The sequence below is a fragment of the Xylanibacter rodentium genome (assembly GCF_013166575.1).
GTDB classification, from domain to species: domain Bacteria; phylum Bacteroidota; class Bacteroidia; order Bacteroidales; family Bacteroidaceae; genus Prevotella; species Prevotella rodentium.
Genome location: NZ_JABKKE010000001.1, coordinates 52,506 through 77,659, shown reverse-complemented (window position 1 = coordinate 77,659; position 25,154 = coordinate 52,506). Strand labels below are relative to the sequence as shown.

The following is a 25,154-nucleotide window of genomic DNA, read 5'->3' as shown; positions in this document are numbered from 1 at the left end:
ATGATTTACTGCAAAATAAAGTGGCCGGAATGTTGATTTCGGCCACTTTATTTATAAGATATCTTGTTCCCCTTTATAAAAACTTTCGTATTTGCGAGCTATTTTTATATATTCGTGGTGCTTTCTCACATATTGAATGCTTTGCTTTTTTAGTGTGATGATACGTTCAGGATGGGCTATCAATTGTTCCAGCTCCCGGTATACACTATCATAGCATGGTTGGACATTGATTATTGGACGAAGTTCGTGTTCGTTTATTAAATCATAGTTCTCTTCCTCTCCACCGCCCACGCATATTATTCCCTTTGACATAGCGAGCAACGGGTTCATCGACGGAGTATAACTGTATAGCTGATCAAGAATGATATCACTGCCGTTCATCATCTTTTCATACTCGTCAAAAGGTACGGATTCGGCAATTCTCAGTTCCACTTTTTGTGGATATTTATGTGCTATGTCGGTTGCTGCATGCAACATTATGTCGGTCCCTTTGTATTCGTTTCTTGTTTTGTTTATTCCGATAAAGATTTTTAAAGGACCGTTGAATACAGGTTCAGGTACCGTTTTCGGAATATGTATAGGAAATGGTATATAGGTGGTTTTTTCGGGAAATGCCGGATGATAGCATATCCAATATTCGTATAACCCTGTTATTATGCCGTTACAATTGTCAGCTATATACTTGTTCAGTCGTTCCTTGTCTGTCCCGATCCAGTCGTGGCGCTCCTTGATGGCGTCTTTGTTTGTGCGTAGTGTTTTGCCGATATTGAAGTCACTATATCTCAAAGGCATATTGTTGACACATGTATTAACCCAGTACCAATCCATGCCGAATCCGCCTAAAAAGACTTTTTTATTGTGTCTGCGCAGATATTTGTATATACGGAAAAGTCTACCAGCTTTCAGTTCTATAAACATCGGGTTGATCAACTGTACAACATCGTAACCTTTAAGACGTGGCAGTATGGCATACAGTTTGGCCATTAACATTATTCCTCCGAGTCGTCCGGGACGGCGTACAAGTGAAATGTCGCGTGGATAGTTTTTCCAGAAATCTCCATTGGACGCTACGGTGACATCGTGTCCCAACATTCTGAGACCTTCGGCCAGTGTCGCATGTACGTTACTATATTCTCCTAAAAGCAGTATTTTCATCTTTCTTTCTTTAGAAATGGCAGAGTGCGCATTAAGACCGTGAGTCCCATATTGCTGTTTGTCATACGTCGAAACCATTTGTATTTTGTGGTATATTCCTTGTCCGGCAGTGGAAACAGACCTTTGGAGTGTAGTTCGGCAAGTTGCTTGTCAAGATATTTACGGCTGTGTATCTGTATAATAATGTTATAGATATAGTCCATAGTAAGTTGTGCCACGCGTCTGTTGATTGCGGTACGATCGTTATGAGGCAAACGGTCAGACATATCGTTAAGTCGTATTATCACCTGTTTTTTGTCGTTAAGCCGTTTCAGTATGCTTCGTTTGTTTTGGTCAGAAATGATAGAGCCCGTACGTCTTCTGTAAAAATATGCTGTAGCGAGGGTGGGATATATGATTTCTGCTCTTAACAACAGTTGTGGTGTAAACTCTTCATCCTCGTGGTATATACCCGGTGTGAATCGCAGTTCTCCCAACGTTGTACGTTTCACGATATATCCGCATGATGACGGATGAATATTGTTGTGTTGCATATATTCAGTTCCGCAGACAGGTTTAACCTCGGTGAATGTCATTTGGTTTGTCATTTTACTTGATAAGTCAAAAAGCACCATATCAGGCATGTCGTGGTATCTGACTATGTCAAGACAGTGTTCGTAACCTGCTTGAATCAGTTTGTCATCCCCGTCGACAAACTGCAGATACAGTCCGGTTGCCATTCTTATACCTGCATTGCGTGCCTCGCTCAAGCCACCGTTTTTCTGTCTTACATAGATTATGTCGTCCAGATGGCCGCTAAGTTCATTGACAGGACTTGTTTCCGAACCGTCATCCACTAAGATTATCTCTCTTTCAAAAGGGCGCAGGGAAAGTGCGAGAATGCTTTCCAGACATTCTTTAATCATCCATATCGGTAGATTATAGCAAGTGACAATGAAAGTCACTAATGGAGTTTTATTATATTGTTTATAAATCTTATCAGTATACATAATCTTTTTATTCCTAATGAGTTGATTGTTATGGCTTTCAATTTAGATTTCATGTTGAGACCGTCAAGCCTCTTGATTCTTTCTTGTCTGAGCAGTGGTTTGTCACCGTTTTTTTCATATTCGCATATCTGTATATTGACAACATGCATATAATAATGGTGAAACAAGGGATGTTTCCTATATTTGTTTATCACTTTGATATGTGATTCGAGTAACATACGCAATTCGTTTCCCTGTGCGCATGCGGTGATACCATTGTCGTTTTGGCAATAGTAATACAAACCCTTGTCAGTTGTTGCTACAATCTTGGAATGTTCCAACAGCTGTGGCAACGTGTATACATCCTCGAAAACGCGGCCTACAGGAAATCGAACCTTGTCGAACAACCGGCGGCGGTATATCTTGTTCCACGCATAAGCATGGTCGTAGGCTTGTCCTGTCATCCAATAGTCGGCAATATCATGATATTCCTTGTTGGAGAATGTGAGTAATTGTTGTCCGGACGTTCCGAAGAATTTGTATACCGGAAACTCCAATATGTCATATTCCGGATGTTGTGATATTAAGTGCATTACATCATAATAGGTGTCCGGATGTATATAGTCGTCGGAGTCGACAAATGTGATATAGTCTCCTCCTGCAATATCGAGTCCCGCATTGCGTGCATCACTAAGGCCGCCGTTTAGTTTGTGTATGACAGTTATCTTGTTGTCTTTTGCGGCCCATCTATCGCATTTCTCCGGACAGTCATCGGGTGAACCGTCGTCTACAAGTATGATTCTCATATTGTCATACTTTTGGCTGACAATACTTTCTATACATCTGTCCATCGTATTGCTGACGCGGTATACGGGTATGATTATAGTCAGTAGGCTGTTCATTGGGAATGTTTTGCTGATATGTTGCACATATTGCCATACGGCATATATCTGCTTATATGCAAAGGTACAAACTTAATTTTGAATTAAGTGGACACTTGACGCTAATTTTTATAATCTTTTGGATTAAACTGATTTTATTAGCTGGCTGATGTAATAAAAGCATCAAACATTCGTTTATTATTTTAATGAACGAAACGGAAAAGAAAGACAGTTATACTCACGTATTGAAGTATGCAGGTATATTTGGTGGTGTCCAGGGACTGAATATCATCATAGGGCTTGTTCGCAACAAGCTGATAGCTCTGCTTCTCGGTCCTGCCGGAATGGGACTGGCTTCATTGTTCAATACAGCAATCAATTTTATATCCCAAGCTACTAATTTCGGAATTTCTTTCAGTGCTGTAAAGCATTTGTCTGAGATTGTAGACAGTGGAGATGAGGTGCGCATCAGACATTTTGTTAAGGTAATACGTGCCTGGAGCGCCATTACAGCTTTATTTGGTATGCTTGTGTGTATGGCCGTAGGTCCGTTGCTCAGCGACTATACTTTTTCCTGGGGCGACCATACTCTTCATTTTGTCTTGCTGGCTCCGGCTGTTGCCATGCTTGCGGTTACAGGTGGCGAGACGGCCATATTGAAGGCACTGCGCAGATTGCGTGTCCTTGCGTCTATACAGATATATATGGTGTTTGTGGCATTGCTGATATCCATTCCTATATATTATTTTTTCGGAGAATCAGGTATAGTGCCGGTAATAGTGCTTGTAGCTCTTTCCAGTATGATAATCACGATATCGTATTCTTGGCGTATTTACCCGTTTCGACTTGGTGGTTTGGGTGGTGTACTTGGAGAGGGAATGGAGATGGTTCGGCTTGGTGTTGCATTTGTTTTTGCCGGAATACTCGGCAGTGGTGCCGAGATGGTGATACGTTCTTATCTGAATGTTTCCGGAGGACTTGAAGTTGTCGGATTGTACAATGCCGGTTTCATGCTCACCGTGACATACGCCGGCATGGTATTTTCGTCTATGGAGACAGACTATTTCCCGCGTTTGTCTGCCGTGAATCATGATACGGCCGCTGTCAACATAACCATAAACCGTCAGATAGAGATATCGGTATTGCTGCTTTCGCCAATGCTTTCCATACTGATGTTGGCATTACCGTTACTGATGCCGTTGCTTTTCCGCAGCGACTTTGCGCCGATAGTGCCTATGGCCCAGGTGGCCGTGTTCTCAATGTATCTCAAAGCCATGTCGCTTCCTATATCTTATGTGACATTGGCCAAGGGCGATTCGTTGTCATATCTTATACTTGAGATTATTTATGATATGCTTCTTGTAGCTCTTATAATTCTCTTTTACGATTGTTGGGGCCTTTTCGGCACTGGTCTTGCCTTGTCATTATCCTATCTGGTTGATTTGATTCTCGTATATGTGTACGCCCGTATACGTTACCGTTACATTGTTTCGTCATCGGTGTTGCTGTATGCCGGAATCCAGTTGTTCCTTGGAGGAGTGGCTTATTGGGTGACATTTGCAGGTTCTTCTGCCGTCTATTGGCTTGCAGGTATGTGCGTTTGTACAGCCAGTATGGCGGTTTCTGTTCATATTCTGCGCAAGAAGACTTCCTTGTGGGATGCCTTGATGCGAAAAATATTGCACCGTCATGACTAAAGTTTCCGTACTTGTCGCTGTATACAATGCAGAGAAGTATCTGTGTCAGTGTCTTGATTCGCTGTTGAGTCAGACACTGCGTGACATACAGGTAATATGTATAGACGACTGCTCCGATGACCGTTCACCGTCTCTGTTGAGACATTATGCCGCTTTGGATTCCAGGATTGATGTTATTACATTGCCCGATAACCGTGGCCAGGCATTTGCCCGCAATGAAGGATTAAAGATAGCCAGAGGGTTGTATACTTGCATGCTTGATGCCGACGACTGGTTTTCCGATGATGCATTGGAAAAGGCTGTAGCGGTGTTTGAGTGTCATCCGGAGACAGACAGCGTGCTTTTTGAGGTTCAGATGGTGGAATCCGGCAAGGCTCCGTATGGCTATGAAATGCCGCCTTTTGAGTGTCTTGGCGGCAACGAGGCGTTCGAGGCGAGCCTGACATGGCGCATACACGGATTGTATATGATACGTACCTCCTTGCACAAATGCTATCCCTATGATACAACCTGTCGTCTTTACAGCGACGACAACACCACGCGAATACATTATTTGCGGTCAAGGACAGTACGCCGTTGCACCGGATTATACTTTTACCGTCAGCATCCGACTTCTGCCACCCATGTCGTGACAGTGCGTCGTTTCGATTATCTTCGGGCCAATGAAAGTATGCTTGGCCAGATGAAAGAGGCCGGAGCCACCCCGCAACAGATATCCCGATATGAGAATCATCGTTGGCTCAATCTTGTAGATGTATATATGTTCTATCATTGCCATGGCAGAGAGCTGCCGGCAGCAGACCGAAAGTATGGGCTTGAAGAGATAAAGAGAGCATGGAAGTCCATAAACCGCAGCATGCTTGACAGCCGTACAGCCTCCAAGTTCGGTTATCGTCCTATGCCGTCGTGGCTACTGTTCCGTGCCCAGGAATGGATATATTTCACAGTTCGCGGACTTATCGGGAAAAACAGATAGTCTTTGTTTGTCGGTCTGAGGTACAAGTGAAATAAACAAACAGGTGTATCAGGATGCAATATTTGCATCCTGATACACCCATTTACTTCAAGCCATGTATCAGTTCTTTTTCAGAGCCGCAAGAGATTCCTTGATAGCAGCTATCTTTTCCTCGCTGTCACTCTGCTTCTTGCGCTCCATTGCCACTACGGCTTCGGGGGCATTGGCCACGAACTTCTCGTTGGACAGCTTCTTGCGTATGCCGGCAAGAAAACCTTCGAGATGCTTCAGCTGTGCTTCGAGCTTGGCTGTTTCCGCCTCAATATCTATCATATCGCCCAGCGGAACAGCAAATTCATCAGTGCCTACCATAAAGGCTGCGGCTGCGGCGTCTTTGTCCGTGACAGTATCGATGGTTGCGAGATTTGCCATTTTGCGTATCACACAGCCGTAAGCCTCATACTTGTTTGTCCCTACAGCCTGTAGGGTGAGTGCCTCTTTTGGTGCAATGTTTTTCTGGTTGCGCACCGTACGCACACCGCTTACAATCTGTTTCACACATTCTATGTCTGCTGCCAGTCTTTCCTCGTCGGCAGTCATGGCCGCCATTTCCAGTTTGTCGCGCATGATAGACTCTCCATCCTTGCGGTCGCAGATGTGTTGCCACAACTCTTCGGTGATGAAAGGCATGAACGGATGCAACATCTTGAGAAGAGTTTCGAAGAACTGTATGGTCGCATCGTATGTCTTCTTGTCGATAGGCTGGCCGTATGCAGGCTTTATCATCTCAAGATACCAGCTCGAGAACTCATCCCAGAACAGACGGTATACTGCCATCAGTGCCTCCGAAATGCGGTATTTTCTGAACAGATCGTCCACTTCGGCGTTGGTCTGTTTCAGCTTCGCCTCAAACCACTGTGTGGCTGTAGCGTTGGCTGCGGGCTGCCCGCACTCGGCCACCTGCCATCCTTTTACCAGTCGGAAAGCATTCCATATCTTGTTGTTGAAGTTGCGTCCCTGTTCGCAAAGGCCCTCATCAAACAGTATGTCGTTGCCGGCCGGTGCAGATAGCATCATACCCATTCTCACGCCATCAGCGCCATATTTGTCGATAAGCATCAGCGGGTCGGGCGAGTTTCCGAGACTTTTCGACATCTTGCGTCCCAGTTTGTCCCGAACTATACCTGTGAAATAAACATGTTTGAAGGGGAAAGTTCCGCGGTATTCGTAGCCTGCCATAATCATTCTGGCCACCCAGAAGAATATTATGTCCGGTCCGGTCACGAGGTCGCTCGTGGGGTAGTAGTACTTCACTTCCTCGTTGTCAGGGTTGTTCACACCATCGAATACGGATATAGGCCACAGCCACGATGAGAACCATGTGTCCAGACAGTCCTCGTCCTGTTCAAGCCCGGCGGCCGTCAGTGCGGCGTTTTTCTTTTGTGCCTCGGCCAAAGCCTCTTCTGCCGATCGGGCTACGACAAAATCGCGCTTGCCTTCAGCCGTCGTGAAGTAGTATGCCGGAATACGGTGTCCCCACCATAGCTGGCGGCTGATGCACCAGTCCTTGATGTTCTCCAGCCAGTGGCGGTATGTGTTTTTGTACTTTGCAGGATAGAATTGTACTTCGTCCGTCATCACCGGGTCGAGCGAAATGTCGGCAAAGTGCTTCATCGAGAGGAACCATTGCGTGGAGAGTTTTGGCTCGATTGGCACGTTGGTACGTTCCGAATATCCCACCTTGTTGTTGTAGTCCTCCACTTTCTCCATCAGTCCGGCATCATTGAGATCCTGTTCTATCTGTCGGCGCACGTCCATGCGGTCCATTCCGACATACATTCCGGCAGCCTCGCTGATGGTTCCGTTGTCGTTGAATATGTCTATTGTCTCGAGATTGTGTTTCAGACCGAGAGCATGGTCGTTGATGTCGTGTGCGGGAGTTACCTTAAGACAGCCCGTACCGAATTCGATGTCAACGTAGTCGTCTTCGATAACCGGAATCTCGCGGCCCACCAGCGGCACTATGACACGCTTGCCGCGCAGCCACTGGTTCTTGGGGTCGGCCGGATTGATGCACATGGCCGTATCGCCCATGATGGTCTCCGGTCGGGTTGTTGCCACGATGGCATACTTGCCGGGCTCTCCGGCCACCATATAGCGCAGATAGTAAAGTTTGGAGTGCTCCTCCTTGTATATCACCTCTTCGTCCGAAAGAGCCGTCTGTGCCTGCGGATCCCAGTTGACCATGCGTGCTCCGCGATAGATGAGTCCCTTGTCATAAAGGTCACAGAACACTTTGATGACACCTTCCGAGCGCTTGTCGTCCATGGTGAATGCCGTACGGTCCCAGTCGCAGCTGGCCCCCAGACGGCGCAGCTGTTTCAGGATTATGCCACCGTGCTCGTTGGTCCAGTCCCATGCGTGTCTGAGAAATTCGTCGCGTGTAAGGTCGGTTTTCTTTATTCCTTGCTGCGCCAGCTTGTTTACCACCTTTGCCTCTGTGGCTATCGAAGCGTGGTCGGTGCCCGGAACCCAACATGCGTTCTTGCCTTCCATTCGTGCACGGCGCACAAGGATATCCTGAATGGTGTTGTTCAGCATGTGTCCCATGTGTAGCACACCTGTCACATTTGGCGGCGGAATGACGATAGTGTAGGGCTCACGGCTGTCGGGCTTGCTGCTGAACAGCTTGTTGTCAAGCCAATACTGATACCATTTCGACTCCACGGCTTGTGGGTCGTACTTGCTTGCTAATTCCATATTGTTTTGTTTTATTTGTTTGAATCCTGCATAAAAACGTTGCAAAATTACTAAAAATCAGCGGAAAAAGGAAAGGAAAAAATGAAGAATGAGCGATGAACGGTAAATAATATTCTTTTATTCCGTATATTTGATGTACCTTTGCGCACGTTAAAATAAAGCTATGGTCAACGAATATCAGATAAGAGTGGTGCCGCAGGTGGCTGCCGGCGAAGAGAGCATAAGACAGTATGTGGCCCGGGAGTACGGTTTCGATGCACGTACGGTGACCGGCATACGGGTGCTGAAGAGAAGCATCGATGCCAGGCAACGCACGGTATATGTCAATCTGAAAGTGAGAGTATACATCAACGAGCAGCCTCACGACGATATGTTCGTCCGTACAGAATACGGTGATGTGTCGGGTGCAAGGCGTGTAGTCGTTGTGGGCGAGGGGCCGGGCGGACTTTTCGCAGCCCTTCGGCTGATAGAACTGGGCTTGTGTCCGGTGGTTGTCGAGCGGGGCAAAGATGTACATGAGCGGAAAAAAGACCTGTCGCGAATCACCAAGACGCAGCAGGTTGACACCGAGAGCAACTACTGTTTCGGCGAGGGCGGGGCGGGAGCCTATTCCGACGGCAAGCTGTATACCCGCAGCAAGAAACGCGGAAATACGGAGAAGATTCTCAATGTGTTCTGCCAGCACGGTGCTTCGACGGCCATATTGGCCGATGCCCATCCTCACATCGGTACCGACAGACTGCCGAGGGTGATAGAAAACATGAGGAACACGATATTGAAATCGGGCGGCGAAGTGCATCACGAGACCAAGATGACAAGGCTTGTAGTAGCAGGCGACGAGGTCAAAGGCATCGAGGCTGTAGACCTCAGGACGGGCATGGAGCTCACTTTCCGCGGTCCGGTGATACTGGCCACAGGTCATTCGGCACGTGATGTCTACAGATATCTGGATGAAGCGAAAGTAGAAATGGAGGCCAAGGGCATTGCCGTGGGCGTAAGGCTTGAGCATCCGTCGGAGATGATAGACCGCATACAGTATCATAACAGGCAGGGACGCGGGCAATATCTTCCTGCCGCCGAATATTCGTTTGTGACTCAGGTCGACGGTCGCGGGGTTTATTCGTTCTGCATGTGTCCCGGTGGTTTTGTCATCCCGGCTGCAACCGGCAGGCAGCAGATTGTGGTCAACGGCATGAGTCCGAGCTCGCGTGGGGGGCGTTGGTCTAACAGCGGCATGGTAGTAGAGACGCGGCCCGAAGACATTGAAGGCGAAAGTCCGTTGCGCATGATGGAGTGGCAGGAGCGTATGGAACGCGACTGCTGGCAGCAAGGCAACATGAAGCAGACGGCGCCGGCACAGCGCATGGCCGATTTCGTCAACAGCCGCCTCAGCTACGACTTGCCGAAAAGCTCATACGCGCCGGGGCTTATTTCCTCTCCGTTGCATTTCTGGATGCCGCGTGAGGTCTCGTCACGTTTGCAGCAAGGTTTCAGGCAGTTCGGAAAGATGAGCCATGGCTTTCTTACAAACGAGGCTGTCATGATAGCATTGGAAACCCGTACATCGGCTCCTGTGCGCCTGTTGCGCTCTCCCGAAACTCTGATGCACATACGTCTGAGCGGATTGTTCCCCTGCGGTGAGGGTGCGGGGTATGCCGGTGGTATCGTGTCGGCCGGTGTCGACGGTGAGCGGTGTGCCGAGATGTGTGCCGGATATATGGATGGCATGTGCTGACATTGTCTTCCTTTTTCTGAAAAAAAACGAATTCCTTTTTTCTCGAAATAGAACGAAAGAAAGGTCGGAACAATACTCTTAGGGCACGTTTTTGCATGGTTTGGAGTGCAAAATGTGCCTTTTTTCATTCCTGTTTGTGCCGTTTCGCGCTGCAATATGGCCATTATTGCGTTCCAATATAGGCCATATTGCAATGCAATAACGGCCTCTCTGCAATCATTACAAAGTCATATTTTCACAATATGCTGACAGTCAGAGCTTTTCTTTTGATGAAAAAAGAGCCGTTTTCGGACCGTAGGCTGAAATTTGTATTATGGATGTTGTTTAACATACGTTAAAGTAAAGAAAGTTCGGACAGACGGTACGGCATCGTCCTGTCATAATGAGCGTAACGGCAGGCGTATACTTCCTGTTCTCTTCAGATTTGCTGTCACGTTACGAAAATGTATATTACGTTCATGCCGGAGCTGTAGAAAAACTACGGTTGGGATGAAATGCGGCTAAGCAGCGCAGGATAATTTTTTGCGATATATTTTAATCCGCTTAAAGAAAGTTTGCACGGATGAGGGAAATTTTGTAATTTTGCGCGATATTTTTCATGTATATACTAAAGAATCATTATAATGAATATTTCCTATAAGTGGTTAAAGGAATATGTCGACTTCGAGCTTACGCCTCAGGAAGTGTGCGATGCGCTTACGTCGACAGGACTTGAAGTGGATGCTCTCGAGGAGGTGCAGAGTATAAGGGGAGGACTGAAAGGTCTGTATGTCGGTAAGGTGTTGACATGTGACATACACCCTAATTCAGACCATCTTCACGTAACGACAGTGGACCTGGGACGCGAAACTCCGTCGCAGATTGTCTGCGGTGCGCCCAATGTTGCAGCCGGACAGAAGGTCATTGTGGCGGATTTGGGGTGTGTACTCTACGACGGTGACAAGGAGTTTGTGATAAAGAAGTCAAAACTTCGCGGTGTGGAAAGTTGCGGAATGATCTGTGCCGAGGACGAAATCGGAGTGGGGACAAGCCACGACGGCATCATCGTTTTGCCGGAAGACGCTCCGGTGGGACAGCCTGCGGCCGAATATTACAATCTGGAAAGTGACTGGCTGATAGAAGTGGACATAACGGCCAACCGCGCCGACGCCTTGTCGCATTGGGGAGTGGCCCGCGATCTTTATGCCTGGCTGAGGCAGAACGGATATAAGACTAGCCTGCATCGCCCCGATTGCAGCAGTTTTGTCGTGGACAATACAGACCTTCCGATAGATGTAGAGATAGAGAACACCGAGGCATGTCGTCGCTACGCCTGCCTCAGCATCACCGGATGTGAGGTGAAAGAAAGCCCGGAGTGGTTGCAGAACAAGCTGAAAGTGATTGGTCTGCGCCCTATCAACAACATCGTGGACATCACCAATTATATAATGATGGCATACGGTCAGCCTCTTCATTGTTTCGATGCCGACATGGTTGCCGGCCATAAGATTGTGGTACGCACACAGCCCGAGGGGACAAAGTTTGTCACACTCGATGGTGTGGAGCATTCTTTGGGCGCACACGACCTCAGCATAAGCAATGCCGAGGAACCGATGTGCATAGCCGGAATCTTCGGTGGAAAAGGTAGCGGCACATATGACACCACTACCAATGTTGTGCTGGAGAGTGCCTATTTCCATCCGACGTGGATACGTAAGAGTGCACGCCGTCACGGACTTAGCACTGACGCTTCGTTCCGTTTCGAGCGTGGCATAGATCCCGACGGTGTGATTTACGCACTCAAGCAGGCTGCTATAATGTGTAAGGAACTGGCTGGCGGCAAGGTGTCGATGGAGATACGCGATGAGTATCCCATGCCGATATCCCCCGCCAAAGTGTCACTTAAATATGATTATGTAAACAGTCTGATAGGCAAGGAGATACCGGAAACGACCATTAAGGATATCTGTGAGAGCCTCGAAATGAAAATACTCGGCGAAGATGCATACGGACTGGAGATAGAAATACCCGCCTACAGGGTTGACGTGCAACGTCCGTGTGACGTGGTCGAGGACATCCTGCGTATCTACGGATATAATAATGTCGAGATTCCCACCCAGTTGAAGAGCTGTCTTGTGGTCAAGGGTGATGAGGATATGAAGCATCGTCTGGCCGATACAGTGAGTGAGCAGCTTGTAGGTTGCGGATTCAATGAGATATTGAACAACTCGCTGACGAAAGGGGCATACTATGATGAGCGCAATATATTCAAGACGGAGAATTGTGTTAGGATTATGAATCCGCTCAGCACCGACCTTAACGTGATGCGTCAGACCTTGCTGTTCGGCGGACTGGAGAGCATCGAGCACAACGCCAAGCGGAAGAACGGAAATCTTCGTTTCTTTGAATTCGGCAATGTTTATCATTTCAGCCCCGAACGAAAGAACGATGACAACCCCATGGCCGCATACAGTGAAGACAATCATCTGGCGCTCTGGATCACCGGCAAGCGTGTGGAAGGCAGCTGGGCCCATCCCGACGAGGACAGCACATTCTACGAACTGGAGGCGTATGTGGAGAACATCATGCGTCGTATAGGCGTGCAGCCGGGAATGACAGTGCGCAAGAAGAGCGACAACGATATATTCTCGTCCGGCATTGTGATTGAAAACCGCGGGGGAAAGAAACTCGTGGAAATGGGTGTGCTTGGCAAGAAGATTCTGAAAACAGCAGATATAGATGCTCCCGTTTATTATGCCGAACTGAGCTGGACGGCACTTATGAAAGTGATACGCAAGAACAAGGTGCTTTATAACGAGATAAGCAAGTATCCGGCCGTGAGCCGCGATTTGGCATTGCTGCTTGACAATAGTGTCGAGTTTGCCGCGATAGAGGATATTGCACGCCAGACGGAGAAGAAGCTGCTGAAGAAAGTAGAACTGTTTGATGTATATGAAGGCAAGAATCTGCCGGAAGGAAAGAAGAGCTATGCTGTCAATTTCATTCTGCAGGATGAGACAAAAACGCTTAACGACAAGCAGATAGATGCCATAATGAACAAGCTGATAACAAATTTAAAGAATAAACTTGGAGCGGAGCTCCGCTAAAAAAACATTTATTCCAATGGGAAGAGCATTTGAATATCGTAAAGCTGCAAAGCTGAAGAGATGGGGACACATGGCCCGTACATTCACAAAGATTGGTAAGCAGATAGCCATCGCGGTGAAAGCCGGAGGACCGGAACCGGAGAACAATCCTACGTTGCGTGCCATAATAGCCAATGCCAAGCGTGAGAACATGCCGAAAGATAATGTCGAGCGTGCCATAAAGAACGCTATGGGCAAGGATCAGAGTGACTACAAGGAAGTGACTTATGAGGGATACGGACCTCACGGTGTGGCTGTGTTTGTGGAGACTCTGACCGACAACACCACACGTACGGTTGGTGATGTGCGCTCGGTGTTCAACAAGTTCAACGGCAACCTTGGCACTCAGGGCAGTCTTTCATTCCTTTTTGACCACAAGAGCGTGTTCACTTTCAAGAAGAAGGACGGTCTGGATATGGACGAAATGATTCTCGACCTTATCGACTATGGTGTGGAAGACGAGTTTGACGAGGATGAGGAGACCGGTGAAATCACAATCTATGGCGACCCTAAAAGCTTCGGCGAGATTCAGAAGCACTTGGAGGGCGAGGGATTTGAGGTGACCGGAGCCGAGTTTACACGTATTCCCAACGACCAGAAGGAAGTTACGGCAGAGGAACGTGAGACGATAGAGAAGATGGTAGAGAAGCTCGAGGACTTTGACGATGTACAGACGGTATATACAAATATGAAACCTGCTGACGAATAATTGTCTGTTGCGTTTTGTGGCTTACAAATCAAATACGGTGTGCCGGACATATCCGACACACCGTATTTGATTTGTAAGCCTTTCATACTCCAATTGGAGTATTGGCTGTTCCTGATAATTTTATGCTTATTTGTAGTCTTCCTTGGTAAATGTCTTTTCAAACAATATGCGGCCCTTTTCCTTTTTAGAATGATAGGTATATGCGAAACTGTAGCCGGCGTCTTTATATGTTTTTATCATCGTTGAGTTCTTAAGCTGTGTAAGCAGCACGTTTTCGGCATTGAACATCGTGAATGTCTTCGGGTCGTCGGCTGTTCCGGTCAGTGTGTAGTAATAGTGCATCGTGTGGGTGGCACGCTCGAATACCAGACTGTCGATGACGGTGTTTTGGTCTATCCTTGCCGGACATTTCTTTTTTGTATACTCTTCTGCCTCTCTGGCACATCTTTCTTCGAGTGACTCCTGACATGCTGTCAATGCCAGAGCGGTGATGATGGCGTATGCTATTCTTTTCATTTCATTTATGGTTTTGTTTGTTATTGTTTGTTTTGGATGTATTTCAAATGTATTATATGGCAGTCTGATGTCTTGTATTTCCGATGGAAATGCTTCCAAAGAGAAAAGAAGTCTTTGTTCAGTATTGTCTATTATGCGGCCGTTTAATTGTGAAATGTCCCATGCGGTGGCCGATGCCTTTGCGTCCGAGTGATTTCAGAACATACATGCCTTCAGGTATTTCCGATATGTCTATACCGGTTTCGCAATATGGACGTGTGGCTATGATGTTGCCCTGCAGGGTCTCTATCATAAGATAGTCGGCATCGAGTACTTTGCCTTTGTCGGGAGCCTGCAATGTAATGCCGTTGTTTTCAAGCAGTGGCAGGCATGATTTTAAGTCAGTTTCTTCGTTTGAGGGAATTGTTGCCGGATTGCTCTCATTGCCGTATCTGTCTGTGGCAGTCACGGCATAGTAGAGTGGGGCGGAATGTTTCTTTCGTGGGATAATGGCGGACTCGTTCCTGTATCGTGCTGCAATGATGTTGCGTGCATCTTCTGTATTGACCGGATATTCGGTAGAAGAATATATGTTGTACATCAGATATGGACCGTCGGACATGTCTTGTGCTCCGCTCCATGCCAACAGATCACCTTCGTCGGTTACGGTGACAGTCAATTGCATCGGTGGCATTGGTTTTACGGATGACTGCCATGTCATTGCAGGAATGAGTGCCGGATAGTTGTCTATGTCGGTTTTGGCAATGTCATATATACCTTTCAGATTGTCCGTGAAGAACTTGGAACGGAAATAGGCGTGCCCCATGCCTTGGCTTCTCAGCACGTTCATCTGTCTGGTTATTACATCCAAATCCCAGTCTTTCTCTTTAGGAGACATGAAGTAAATGCCTAATCCGATGGATATTATGCGTCCGTAGTCATTTTCTTTCCAATCGAGTGCAAAAGGATAGAACTGATCTCCTCTAAAATACATCATAGGGAATAGCTCGTCCATCAGCCCGTCGCGCAACCATGCTTGTGCATCCTGACAGACTTTTGTCCGGGCATTCCATCCATAACTGCGGTATCTCGTGAGGTCGTCATATTTGCCTATCGGCGAACAACTCATCTTCACCCATGGTTTGACAGTCTTGACCGTATTGCTGATTTGTCTTACAATCCGTGTGATATTGTCACGTCCATGAACTCTATCTATAGGACCTTGCCACGTCTCCGGATAGCGTATGTAGTCGAGATGTATTCCGTCAATATCATAGTTTTCCGTGATTTCACGGCATATCTTTGCAAGATATTCACCAGTTTCCTTACGTTCAGGATTCATATATCCCTCGTCTCCAATCCTTTTTATCATTGATGGATACTTAGCACGCAACTTTTTGCATCCTTCCTTATTCCATTTTCCTACAGGTATAGTGACAACCCACGCATGCAACTCCATGCCACGTTTGTGACATTCTTCCGTAGCGAACTCCAATGCGTCGTATCCGGGAGATATACCGGGTATGCCTGACAAACATCCGTCCCAAGGTTCATACGACGAAGGGTATATCACTGTACCGCGTATGCGGGTTTGAAGGAGCACTGTATTTATGTTTGCTGCTTTCAGTCTGTCAAGTATGTTGCATAACTCTTGCTTCTGACTTGCTATGGAGCGTTCGGAACGGGCATATGAATGAGGCCAGTCAAGTCCGCCGATGGTTGTGAGCCATACGGCTCTCACTTCATGCTTTCTTATGTGGAACTGTGCATATATGTCCGGATTTATTCCGAAAAGAATGATTATAAAAACTGTTATATATCGTTTGATTGTATAAAAGGATTTCATATTTTAAATATTTGGGCGCAAAGTTATGATTATTTTTTCATATCTCAAATTAAATAGTTACTTTTGCACTAAGGATTTTTAAAATAAAAGAATAGAACGATGGTATCTTTTGTTCTTAGCCTTTTGGCTTTGATTGCAGGTTATTTTCTGTACGGACGGTTTATAGAACGAGTTTTCTCGCCTGACAATCGTGTTACTCCTGCCATATCCAAATCCGACGGAGTGGATTATATTGCGCTTCCGAATTGGAAAGTATTCATGATACAGTTTCTGAACATAGCCGGTACGGGACCTATATTCGGTGCTATTATGGGAGCCAAATTCGGTCCTTCGGCTTACTTGTGGATAGTGTTGGGATGTATATTTGCGGGAGCGACTCACGACTATCTCAGTGGAATGCTTTCCATGCGTAATGGCGGTGCAAGCCTTCCCCAACTCATCGGCAAGTATCTCGGAATGACAACAAAGAGGGTAATGCTTGTTTTTACAGTCTTGCTTCTTATAATGGTAGGTACCGTTTTTGTTTATAGTCCTGCAGAAATACTACATTCCATAGGCGGTACTTCGGCCATGTGGATTATCATTATCTTTGTATATTATATTGTAGCGACGATGCTTCCTATAGATAAGATTATCGGAAAGATTTACCCGCTGTTTGCATTGTCTTTGCTCTTCATGGCTTTTGCCCTTATGATTGTTCTTTTTGTAAAGATGCCGGATGTTCCGGAATTATGGGATGGACTTGGCAATATGGGGATGAATGCCGATTCTTCGTGGACGGACCGGATATTCCCATGCTTGTTTATCACAATTGCCTGCGGGGCTGTAAGTGGTTTCCATGCAACACAGAGTCCGCTGATGGCACGTTGTGTGAAGAGCGAGAAGATGGGGCGTCCGATTTTTTATGGTGCCATGATTACCGAGGGTATTGTGGCACTGATATGGGCAACGGTATCGTCGTATTTCTTTTATGGCTCGCCTTCTCCGGGATATCAGATTATAGAAGCGGCACGTGAGTCCGGTTTTCACACATCGGCACCAGCTGTGGTCAATATAATATGTAACGACTGGCTTGGGGTCGTAGGAGGAATCCTGGCCTTGTTCGGAGTGGTGGCGGCTCCGATTACCAGTGGTGACACGGCTTTTCGTTCAGCCCGTCTGATAATAGCCGAAGCCATCGGCATGAACCAGCGCCCTGTACGCAAGCGTCTTTATATCTGTATACCGCTTTTTGTATTGTCGATTGCCATGCTTTTCTGGCAGATAGAGAATCCTGATGGTTTCAATATTATATGGCAGTATTTCGGATGGGCCAATCAGACACTGTCCGTTTTCACTTTCTGGACATTGACTGTTTATCTCGTGCAAGAAGGTAAGCCATATATTGTAACACTCGTTCCGGCTTTATTCATGACAACAATATGCAGTACGTATTTGTTCGTATCACGTCAGGCTTTTAATTTGCCTGAGCCGTTAGCCTATACATTTGGCGGTATGACATTGCTTGCCGCAATTTTCTGGTTTATGATATGGCGAAGACGTTATTATAAAGAATCAACTTTAAAATCATAGAAATTATGAAGAGAAAACTAACATTGATGCTTCTCGGTCTTGTAATGACCGTTTCGGCTAACGCTCAGTTTGAAAATGGAAAGAAGTATATCGGCTCGTCCATATCGGGTTTGAATATGAGTTATAACGGTTCGGAAAAGAGTCATTTTGGATTACAGGCAAAGGGCGGATATCTTTTTATGGATGATTGGATGGTGACAGCTCAGATGGCATATGACAAAAAGAAAGATGTATCGGCAGAACTCTCTTTGGGTGTCGGTGCCCGTTATTATATTGTGCAGAACGGTTTGTTCCTTGGAGCATCGGCCGATTATGTTCATCGTGGAAGTGACTATGACGATTTCATGCCGAGCGTTCAGATTGGATATGCTTTCTTTATCAGCCATACGGTGACAATAGAACCTGAGATTTACTACAACCACTCGTTTAAGAGTCACAGCGATTACAGTTCTGTGGGCTTCCGTTTAGGTTTTGGGGTATACCTTTAATTGATTATTGTAAAGGTAGGAATATTTGTTTGACAAGATAGGAAAACATACTGACGAGACATAAATATAAAAACAAAAATCAAGTTTAAAATATCAAGATATAATGTTAAGCGTAGACGAATTGAATGACAGACTTATCGATCTCTCGTTTGCAGAGGATATTGGTGATGGTGACCATACCACGTTGTGTTGCATCCCCGAGGATGCAATGGGCAAGTCGCACCTTCTTATCAAGGAAGAAGGTATATTGGCCGGAGTGGAAGTGGCCCGCGAGGTGTTCCGCCGCTTCGACCCAGAAATGCAGGTTGAAGTAATTATGGGCGATGGTTCTAAGGTGAAGAATGGCGATATAGCAATGATTGTCACCGGACGTGTGCGCTCGTTGCTCCAGACGGAGCGCCTCATGTTGAATATCATGCAGCGCATGAGCGGCATAGCCACCATGACAGGACGCTATGTGGAGCGGCTGGCTGGCACTAAAACACGTGTACTCGATACTCGCAAGACCACTCCCGGCATGCGTATGCTTGAGAAGCAGGCTGTGAAAATAGGCGGAGGATGCAATCACCGGATAGGACTGTTCGACATGATTCTGCTCAAGGACAACCATGTTGACTTCTCCGGAGGCATAGCCAATGCCATCAACCGCTGTCACGAGTATCTTAAAGAGAAAGGTCTCGACCTGAAAATCGAGATTGAGGTGCGAAACTTCGACGAGCTTCAGCAAGCCATGGATTGCGGCGGCATCGACCGTATCATGCTCGACAACTTCTCGGTGGCTGATACACGTAAGGCCGTAGAGATGATTGCCGGACGCTATGAGACAGAGTCAAGTGGCGGTATCACATTCGATACCATACGCGACTATGCCGAGTGTGGTGTCGATTTTATCTCTGTGGGTGCGCTTACACATTCAGTCAAAGGTCTCGATATGAGTTTCAAGGCTTGCTGAGCATTAAATACAATAAGATGAGAAAACAAGCATTGATTGCGGCATTGCTCGTAACTTCGGGCTATGCTGCTGCATGTACCAATTTCATTGTGGGCAAGAAAGCCAGCATCGACGGGTCGGTGATATGCTCGTACAGTGCCGACGACTACGGTATGTTCCAAAGTCTGTGCCACTATCCGGCCGGCCGTCATGCCAAGGGCGAGATGCGAAAGATTTACGATTGGGATACCAACGTGTATCATGGCGAGATTCCAGAAGCTGAAGAGACGTACAACGTGATAGGAAACATCAACGAATATCAGGTGACTATAGGCGAGACCACATTCGGAGGCCGTGAGGAGATGGTCGACTCTACTGGTATTCTTGATTATGGTTCGCTCATATATATTGCACTTCAGCGCTCGCGAACGGCACGTGAAGCTATCTCTGTTATGACAACATTGACAGAGACATATGGTTATAACAGCGAGGGGGAAACTTTTACAATATGTGATCCCAATGAGGCTTGGATTATGGAGATGATGGGCTGTGGCCCGGGTAGTAAGAGTGTGGTGTGGGTCGCATTGCGTGTGCCTGATAATGCAATCTGTGCTCATGCCAATCAAAGCCGTATACGCACGTTCAATCCTAAGGACAAGGAGAATGTGATTTGTTCGAAGAATGTAATCAAGTATGCCCGCAAGATGGGATGGTTCAATGGCAAGGATGCTGATTTTAGCTTTTGTGAAACGTATGCCGCACCTGATTTTGGCGGCCGACGATTTTGCGAGGCTCGGGTGTGGACATTCTTTAACCGTTTCAGCAGCGGCATGGCACGTTATGTTCCTTATGCCGAGGGCAAAGTGAAGGATACCGAGCCTATGCCGCTGTGGATAGTTCCGTCACGCAAACTCAGCGTACACGATGTGGAAGAGGCTATGCGCGACCATTACGAGGGTACGCCCTTTGCGCTTGACAGCGACATTGGCGGTGGTATATGGCAGATGCCTTACCGTCCCACGCCACTCACGTTTACCGTAGACGGCCGTGAATACTTCAATGAGCGTCCTGTAAGCACGCAACAGCCAGGCTTTGTTTATGTCAGCCAAATGCGCTCGTGGTTGCCTCGTGAGATAGGTGGTGTGCTATGGTGGGGAAATGACGATGGCAATATGGTTGCTTTCACACCAGTCTATTGTGCAACGGACAAGGTTCCTGAATGTTACGCTACACCTGGAGCCGATGCGTTGACATTCAGTATGGACAATGCCTATTGGGTGTGTAACTGGGTGAGCAATATGGTCTATCCGCGTTACAGCCTCATGTTTCCGTCGCTCCGTGAAGTGCGAGACTCGCTTGATGCTTCTTACTTTGCAGCCCAGCCTAAGGTAGAGGCTCGCGCAGCCGAACTGTACAAGCAGAATCCGATCGAGGCCCGTGCCTATCTTACTGCCTACACCGGTGAAAAAGCCATGCAGATGCTTACACGCTGGAAGCAGTTGGCTTTCCATCTGATTGTGAAGTACAACGACATGATTATCAAGCCGGAGGACTCCAAAGGCAATCTGTTACGCAACAAGGAGGGACTCGGCGAAAGAGTGAAGCGTCCCGGATATCCAGAGAACTATGCCCGCGAACTGATACGACAGACGGGCGACAAGTTCGCCTGCCCGCTGAAGGAATAATATGGTCGACATGCTTACGGTACGCTATACCATAAGGTGTTGCAAAACTCACAATTATATGTTTATAATCACCACATAAATGCAGGGACATTCCTTTTGTATGTATTGTATTTTTTGATTAATAATTAATCATTTATATCTGTTACGTGCTAAAAGGTATATTCCTGCGTTTATGGTTTGTTCCTGCGTTTATGGTTTGATGGGTGTGTTAAATCGGAAATGCAGAGGTTCACTCAGTGTCTTCAGCACATAGTCCGTGCATACGGTTGCACTAATGTTAATAATATTACTAAGTAAAGTCATTAATTTTAATGAGTAATATTATTAACATTAGGCAGTAAAGTTAATAATATAAAATTTGAATTCATTTACATCACTTTCCTGTGGTGGCTCCGTTATAACTAGTAAAGCCGTAATGGCAATGTTAAATGCATTTTATCTTTGGCCCGTTAAATGACTTTGACTCTACACATAAAAAGAAGGATGAGAAACATTTATGCATCTCATCCTTCATACTTGTTTAAAAATCAGCCGGCCCTGTAATTTAGCCTTGTTATCGAGGCCGGCTGACATTTGGAAAGAAAAACTTACTCGCTCCAGTCCATCTTGGTCATGCGGACATAGCTCTGATAACGCTTCTTTGCCATATCCTCACAAGCCTTGAACAGGTCGGCAGCCTCGTTGGGGAACTGCTTCATAACAGAGAGGAAACGAACCTCGCCTTTCAGATAATCCTGGAAGTTCTCCCATGCCGGCTCCTTGGAGTCGAGCGTGAACGGATTCTTGCCTTCTTCCTCGAGTGCGGGATTGAAGCGCCATAAGTGCCAGTAACCGCATGCCACAGCAGCGGCTTCCTCGGCCTGTGCCTTGCCCATGCCTTTCTTCAAGCCGTGGTTGATACACGGAGCGTAGGCGATGATGATAGACGGTCCGGGATAAGCCTCGGCCTCGCGGATAGCTTTGAGGCACTGGGCCTGATCGGCACCCATAGCAATTTGGGCAACGTATACGTAGCCGTAGGTAGTGGCAATCATACCGAGGTCTTTCTTGCGCACGCGCTTGCCTGAAGCGGCAAACTTGGCGATGGCACCGAGCGGTGTGGCCTTTGATGACTGACCGCCGGTATTGGAATAAACCTCTGTATCGAGTACGAGGATGTTGACATCTTCACCAGAAGCGATGACGTGGTCGAGACCTCCGTAACCGATATCGTAAGAGGCACCGTCTCCACCGATAATCCACTGTGAGCGCTTAACAAGATAGTGTGACAGCTCCTTGAGCTTCTTGCATGTCTCGCAACCATTGGCGGCACCATCCTCTATCATCGGGTTGAGCTTGGCGGCGGCAGCTTTCGAAGCATCAGCATTGTCCTTACCGTCAAGCCACTCCTGAGCGGCAGCCTTGAATTCGGCAGGTACATGCTCGTCGGAAACTGCTGCTGTAAGCAACTCTGCAATGCGGGCACGCATCTTCTTGTTGGCCAATGTCATACCGAGGCCGAACTCGCAGAAGTCCTCGAACAGTGAGTTGGCCCATGCCGGACCCTGCCCCTTCTCGTTGGTTGTATATGGGGTAGAGGGGATAGAACCTGAATAGATTGAAGAGCATCCTGTAGCGTTGGCTACAATCTCGCGGTCGCCGAAGAGCTGTGAAATCAGTTTCACATAAGGAGTCTCACCGCAGCCGGAGCATGCACCTGAGAACTCGAAGAGCGGAGTGGCAAACTGCGAGTTCTTCGGACTCTGCTTGATGTCAACCAAATCCTGTTTGCTCTTGACGTTATTGACACAGTATTCCCAGTTGGCAGCCTCGTCGAGCTCACCTTCCAGCGGAACCATCTTGAGGGCCTTGCCGCCGGCCTTTGGATTGCCCGGACATACATCGACACAGTTTCCGCAACCCAAACAGTCCATAACACCTACCTGCATACGGAACTTCATGCCCTTGAGCGCTGCGGGAGCCTTGATGTCGAGTGATACGGCATTCAGACCTGATGCCTCTGCTTCGTCCATTACGAACGGACGGATGCAGGCGTGAGGACAAACGTATGCACACTTGTTGCACTGGATACAGTTCTCGGACATCCATGTAGGGACGAAAGCTGCCACACCACGCTTCTCGTATGCGGCTGTGCCCTGAGGCCATGTACCGTCTTCGATGCCCTTGAAGGCTGATACGGGGAGTAAGTCACCATTCTGTGCGTTTATAGGACGAACCACTTCGTTGATGAATGCAGGATCGTTATTCTCCTTGGCTGCATCAGCGGGCAGATTGCTCCATGCGGGATCTACGGCCAGTTCCTTGTACTCACCGCCACGGTCTACAGCAGCGTAGTTCTTGTCTACAACGTCCTGTCCCTTCTTTCCGTAAGACTTGACGATGAACTTCTTCATCTGCTCTACGGCGAGGTCTACGGGGATAACACCAGTGATGCGGAAGAAAGCGCTCTGCAAGATGGTGTTGGTGCGGTTGCCCAAACCGATTTCCTGTGCTATCTTGGTAGCGTTGATGTAATATACCTTGATGTTGTTGTCGGCGAAGTACTTCTTGATCTTGTTGGGCAGATTGGCAACGAGTGTGTCATCCTCCCAAATAGTGTTGAGAAGGAATGTTCCGTTCTTGCGCAGACCGCGTGTCACATCATACATGTTGAGATAAGCCTGAACGTGGCAAGCGACGAAGTTAGGTGTGTTGACAAGATATGTGGAACGGATTGGTGTATCACCGAAACGTAGGTGAGAGCAAGTGAAACCTCCCGATTTCTTGGAATCGTAAGAGAAGTATGCCTGACAATGCTTGTCGGTATTGTCACCAATAATCTTTACAGAGTTCTTGTTGGCTCCTACAGTACCGTCGGCACCGAGTCCGTAGAACTTGGCCTCGAACATACCCTCGCCTCCGAGAGCAATCTCTTCCTTCTGTGGCAGTGATGTGAATGTAACGTCATCGACAATACCGAGTGTGAAGTGGTTCTTCGGCTCGGCCAATGCAAGGTTCTCGTATACGGAGAGAATCTGTGCGGGTGTGGTATCATTAGACCCCAGACCGTAGCGTCCGCCGACAATGACAGGAGCATTCTCCACACCATAGAAAGCTTCCTTGACATCGAGATACAGAGGCTCGCCGTTGGCTCCCGGCTCCTTGGTACGGTCGAGAACAGCGATACGCTTGGTTGTCTTAGGCACTGCTGCGAGCAGGTGCTTGACTGAGAACGGACGGTAGAGGTGAACAGACACCAGACCAACCTTCTCACCCTGAACCGTCAGATAGTCGATGGCCTCGCGTGCTGCCTCGCTGGCAGAACCCATCAAGATGATAACGCGATCGGCATCCTCGGCTCCATAGTAATTGAACAGACCGTACTTGCGACCGGTTATCTCCGAAATCTTCTCCATGTATTCCTCTACGATGGCGGGAACGGCATCGTAGTAAGAGTTGCATGATTCGCGGTGTGTGAAGAAAGTATCAGGGTTCTCAGCCATACCGCGTGCAACAGGATGTTCGGGAGTGAGGGCACGACTGCGGAATTCGGCCAGTGCCTGCTGATCTACCAGCGGAGCGAGATCGTCGTTCTCAAGCATCTCGATCTTCTGAATCTCATGGGATGTGCGGAAACCATCGAAGAAATTGACAAACGGAACACGACTCTTGATGGTAGCGAGATGTGCTACACCGGCCAAGTCCATAACCTCCTGTACCGAACCTTCGGCCAACATGGCGAAGCCGGTCTGGCGGGTTGACATAACGTCCTGATGGTCACCGAAGATGCACAGAGAGTGTGAAGCCAATGTACGGGCCGATACGTGGAACACGCAGGGTAGGAACTCACCGGCAATTTTGTACATGTTGGGAATCATCAGCAGCAGACCCTGTGATGCTGTATAGGTTGAAGTCAGGGCGCCGGCCTGCAACGAACCGTGAACGGCTCCGGCAGCACCGCCTTCCGACTGCATTTCCTGTACGAGAACAGTCTCGCCGAAGATATTCTTACGGCCTTGAGCTGCCCATTCGTCCACATACTCTGCCATCGTCGATGACGGAGTGATGGGGTAGATGGCTGCCACCTCAGAGAACATATACGAGATATGTGCTGCTGCTTGGTTGCCATCACAAGTGATAAATTTCTTTTCTTTTGCCATTTTAATAGATAAA

At 47.5% G+C, this 25,154-nt stretch carries 16 protein-coding genes; 9 read left to right on the top strand and 7 right to left on the bottom strand.

All coding sequences use genetic code 11. The features are described from left to right. Positions 1-51 precede the first annotated feature (51 nt). From HPS55_RS00310 to HPS55_RS00300, 3 genes are read right to left on the bottom strand one after another with little or no spacing between them, the layout of a single operon-like run. The gene (locus tag HPS55_RS00310; RefSeq protein WP_172173340.1) at positions 52-1,155 is read right to left on the bottom strand and encodes a glycosyltransferase family protein; all 1,104 of its coding nucleotides are present in this window, start codon (positions 1,153-1,155) and stop codon (positions 52-54) included. Next, the gene (locus tag HPS55_RS00305) at positions 1,152-2,144 is read right to left on the bottom strand and encodes a glycosyltransferase family 2 protein (protein WP_172173337.1); all 993 of its coding nucleotides are present in this window, start codon (positions 2,142-2,144) and stop codon (positions 1,152-1,154) included. The genes HPS55_RS00310 and HPS55_RS00305 overlap by 4 nt, the downstream gene beginning before the upstream one ends. Next, positions 2,099-3,025 (bottom strand): glycosyltransferase family 2 protein, encoded by a 927-nt coding sequence (locus HPS55_RS00300; protein ID WP_172173334.1) that lies wholly within the window; start codon positions 3,023-3,025, stop codon positions 2,099-2,101. The genes HPS55_RS00305 and HPS55_RS00300 overlap by 46 nt, the downstream gene beginning before the upstream one ends. A 185-nt stretch (positions 3,026-3,210) precedes the next feature. On the opposite strand from HPS55_RS00300, the gene HPS55_RS00295 reads away from it, so the two are divergent. After that, positions 3,211-4,701 carry an oligosaccharide flippase family protein gene (locus HPS55_RS00295; RefSeq protein WP_172173331.1) on the top strand — a complete coding sequence of 497 codons (1,491 nt, stop codon included), beginning with the start codon at positions 3,211-3,213 and terminating at the stop codon, positions 4,699-4,701. Then, positions 4,694-5,677: a glycosyltransferase family 2 protein gene (locus HPS55_RS00290; RefSeq protein WP_172173328.1), complete on the top strand. Its 984-nt coding sequence runs from the start codon at positions 4,694-4,696 to the stop codon at positions 5,675-5,677. The genes HPS55_RS00295 and HPS55_RS00290 overlap by 8 nt, the downstream gene beginning before the upstream one ends. 99 nt (positions 5,678-5,776) lie before the next feature. Here HPS55_RS00290 and HPS55_RS00285 read toward each other — a convergent pair whose 3' ends face one another. Beyond that, positions 5,777-8,416 (bottom strand): valine--tRNA ligase, encoded by a 2,640-nt coding sequence (locus HPS55_RS00285; protein ID WP_172173325.1) that lies wholly within the window; start codon positions 8,414-8,416, stop codon positions 5,777-5,779. A gap of 163 nt (positions 8,417-8,579) precedes the next feature. Between HPS55_RS00285 and HPS55_RS00280 the strand changes: the two genes are divergently transcribed. From HPS55_RS00280 to HPS55_RS00270, 3 genes are all read left to right on the top strand, one after another. Continuing rightward, positions 8,580-10,151, top strand: coding sequence for an NAD(P)/FAD-dependent oxidoreductase (locus HPS55_RS00280; protein ID WP_172173322.1), 1,572 nt, complete (start codon positions 8,580-8,582; stop codon positions 10,149-10,151). Positions 10,152-10,774: 623 nt separating this feature from the next. Continuing rightward, a complete protein-coding gene (pheT, locus tag HPS55_RS00275; protein ID WP_172173319.1) occupies positions 10,775-13,237 on the top strand; it encodes a phenylalanine--tRNA ligase subunit beta in 2,463 nt (820 codons plus the stop codon). Positions 13,238-13,253: 16 nt separating this feature from the next. After that, a complete protein-coding gene (locus tag HPS55_RS00270; protein WP_172173316.1) occupies positions 13,254-13,985 on the top strand; it encodes a YebC/PmpR family DNA-binding transcriptional regulator in 732 nt (243 codons plus the stop codon). A 126-nt stretch (positions 13,986-14,111) separates the two neighbouring features. Here the strand turns inward: HPS55_RS00270 and HPS55_RS00265 are convergent, their stop codons facing one another. Continuing rightward, the gene (locus HPS55_RS00265) at positions 14,112-14,501 is read right to left on the bottom strand and encodes a hypothetical protein (protein ID WP_172173313.1); all 390 of its coding nucleotides are present in this window, start codon (positions 14,499-14,501) and stop codon (positions 14,112-14,114) included. Positions 14,502-14,619: 118 nt separating this feature from the next. Next, on the bottom strand, positions 14,620-16,326 hold the full coding sequence (locus HPS55_RS00260) for a glycoside hydrolase family 10 protein (RefSeq protein ID WP_172173310.1): 1,707 nt from the start codon (positions 16,324-16,326) through the stop codon (positions 14,620-14,622). A 99-nt stretch (positions 16,327-16,425) separates the two neighbouring features. Here HPS55_RS00260 and HPS55_RS00255 point away from each other — a divergent pair, with 99 nt between their 5' ends. From HPS55_RS00255 to HPS55_RS00240, 4 genes are all read left to right on the top strand, one after another. Next, positions 16,426-17,898 carry a carbon starvation CstA family protein gene (locus HPS55_RS00255; protein WP_172173307.1) on the top strand — a complete coding sequence of 491 codons (1,473 nt, stop codon included), beginning with the start codon at positions 16,426-16,428 and terminating at the stop codon, positions 17,896-17,898. Between the two features lie 5 nt (positions 17,899-17,903). After that, positions 17,904-18,386, top strand: coding sequence for an outer membrane beta-barrel protein (locus HPS55_RS00250; protein ID WP_172173304.1), 483 nt, complete (start codon positions 17,904-17,906; stop codon positions 18,384-18,386). 103 nt (positions 18,387-18,489) lie between these two features. Continuing rightward, positions 18,490-19,338 carry a carboxylating nicotinate-nucleotide diphosphorylase gene (gene nadC, locus HPS55_RS00245; RefSeq protein WP_172173297.1) on the top strand — a complete coding sequence of 283 codons (849 nt, stop codon included), beginning with the start codon at positions 18,490-18,492 and terminating at the stop codon, positions 19,336-19,338. Between the two features lie 17 nt (positions 19,339-19,355). Further along, complete coding sequence (locus tag HPS55_RS00240; protein WP_172173294.1) at positions 19,356-21,002, top strand: dipeptidase; 1,647 nt, start codon at positions 19,356-19,358, stop codon at positions 21,000-21,002. Between the two features lie 587 nt (positions 21,003-21,589). Here HPS55_RS00240 and nifJ read toward each other — a convergent pair. Further along, positions 21,590-25,141, bottom strand: a complete 3,552-nt coding sequence (gene nifJ, locus HPS55_RS00235) for a pyruvate:ferredoxin (flavodoxin) oxidoreductase (protein ID WP_172173291.1) — start codon at positions 25,139-25,141, stop codon at positions 21,590-21,592. Positions 25,142-25,154: the final 13 nt, after the last annotated feature.

Excerpts from the sequence above, each read along its gene's own strand:
- HPS55_RS00310 (WP_172173340.1), bottom strand. The coding sequence starts at position 1,155 with ATGAAAATACTGCTTTTAGGAGAATATAGTAACGTACATGCGACACTG.
- HPS55_RS00305 (WP_172173337.1), bottom strand. The coding sequence starts at position 2,144 with ATGTATACTGATAAGATTTATAAACAATATAATAAAACTCCATTAGTG.
- HPS55_RS00300 (WP_172173334.1), bottom strand. The coding sequence starts at position 3,025 with ATGAACAGCCTACTGACTATAATCATACCCGTATACCGCGTCAGCAAT.
- HPS55_RS00295 (WP_172173331.1), top strand. The coding sequence starts at position 3,211 with ATGAACGAAACGGAAAAGAAAGACAGTTATACTCACGTATTGAAGTAT.
- HPS55_RS00290 (WP_172173328.1), top strand. The coding sequence starts at position 4,694 with ATGACTAAAGTTTCCGTACTTGTCGCTGTATACAATGCAGAGAAGTAT.
- HPS55_RS00285 (WP_172173325.1), bottom strand. The coding sequence starts at position 8,416 with ATGGAATTAGCAAGCAAGTACGACCCACAAGCCGTGGAGTCGAAATGG.
- HPS55_RS00280 (WP_172173322.1), top strand. The coding sequence starts at position 8,580 with ATGGTCAACGAATATCAGATAAGAGTGGTGCCGCAGGTGGCTGCCGGC.
- pheT (WP_172173319.1), top strand. The coding sequence starts at position 10,775 with ATGAATATTTCCTATAAGTGGTTAAAGGAATATGTCGACTTCGAGCTT.
- HPS55_RS00270 (WP_172173316.1), top strand. The coding sequence starts at position 13,254 with ATGGGAAGAGCATTTGAATATCGTAAAGCTGCAAAGCTGAAGAGATGG.
- HPS55_RS00265 (WP_172173313.1), bottom strand. The coding sequence starts at position 14,501 with ATGAAAAGAATAGCATACGCCATCATCACCGCTCTGGCATTGACAGCA.
- HPS55_RS00260 (WP_172173310.1), bottom strand. The coding sequence starts at position 16,326 with ATGAAATCCTTTTATACAATCAAACGATATATAACAGTTTTTATAATC.
- HPS55_RS00255 (WP_172173307.1), top strand. The coding sequence starts at position 16,426 with ATGGTATCTTTTGTTCTTAGCCTTTTGGCTTTGATTGCAGGTTATTTT.
- HPS55_RS00250 (WP_172173304.1), top strand. The coding sequence starts at position 17,904 with ATGAAGAGAAAACTAACATTGATGCTTCTCGGTCTTGTAATGACCGTT.
- nadC (WP_172173297.1), top strand. The coding sequence starts at position 18,490 with ATGTTAAGCGTAGACGAATTGAATGACAGACTTATCGATCTCTCGTTT.
- HPS55_RS00240 (WP_172173294.1), top strand. The coding sequence starts at position 19,356 with ATGAGAAAACAAGCATTGATTGCGGCATTGCTCGTAACTTCGGGCTAT.
- nifJ (WP_172173291.1), bottom strand. The coding sequence starts at position 25,141 with ATGGCAAAAGAAAAGAAATTTATCACTTGTGATGGCAACCAAGCAGCA.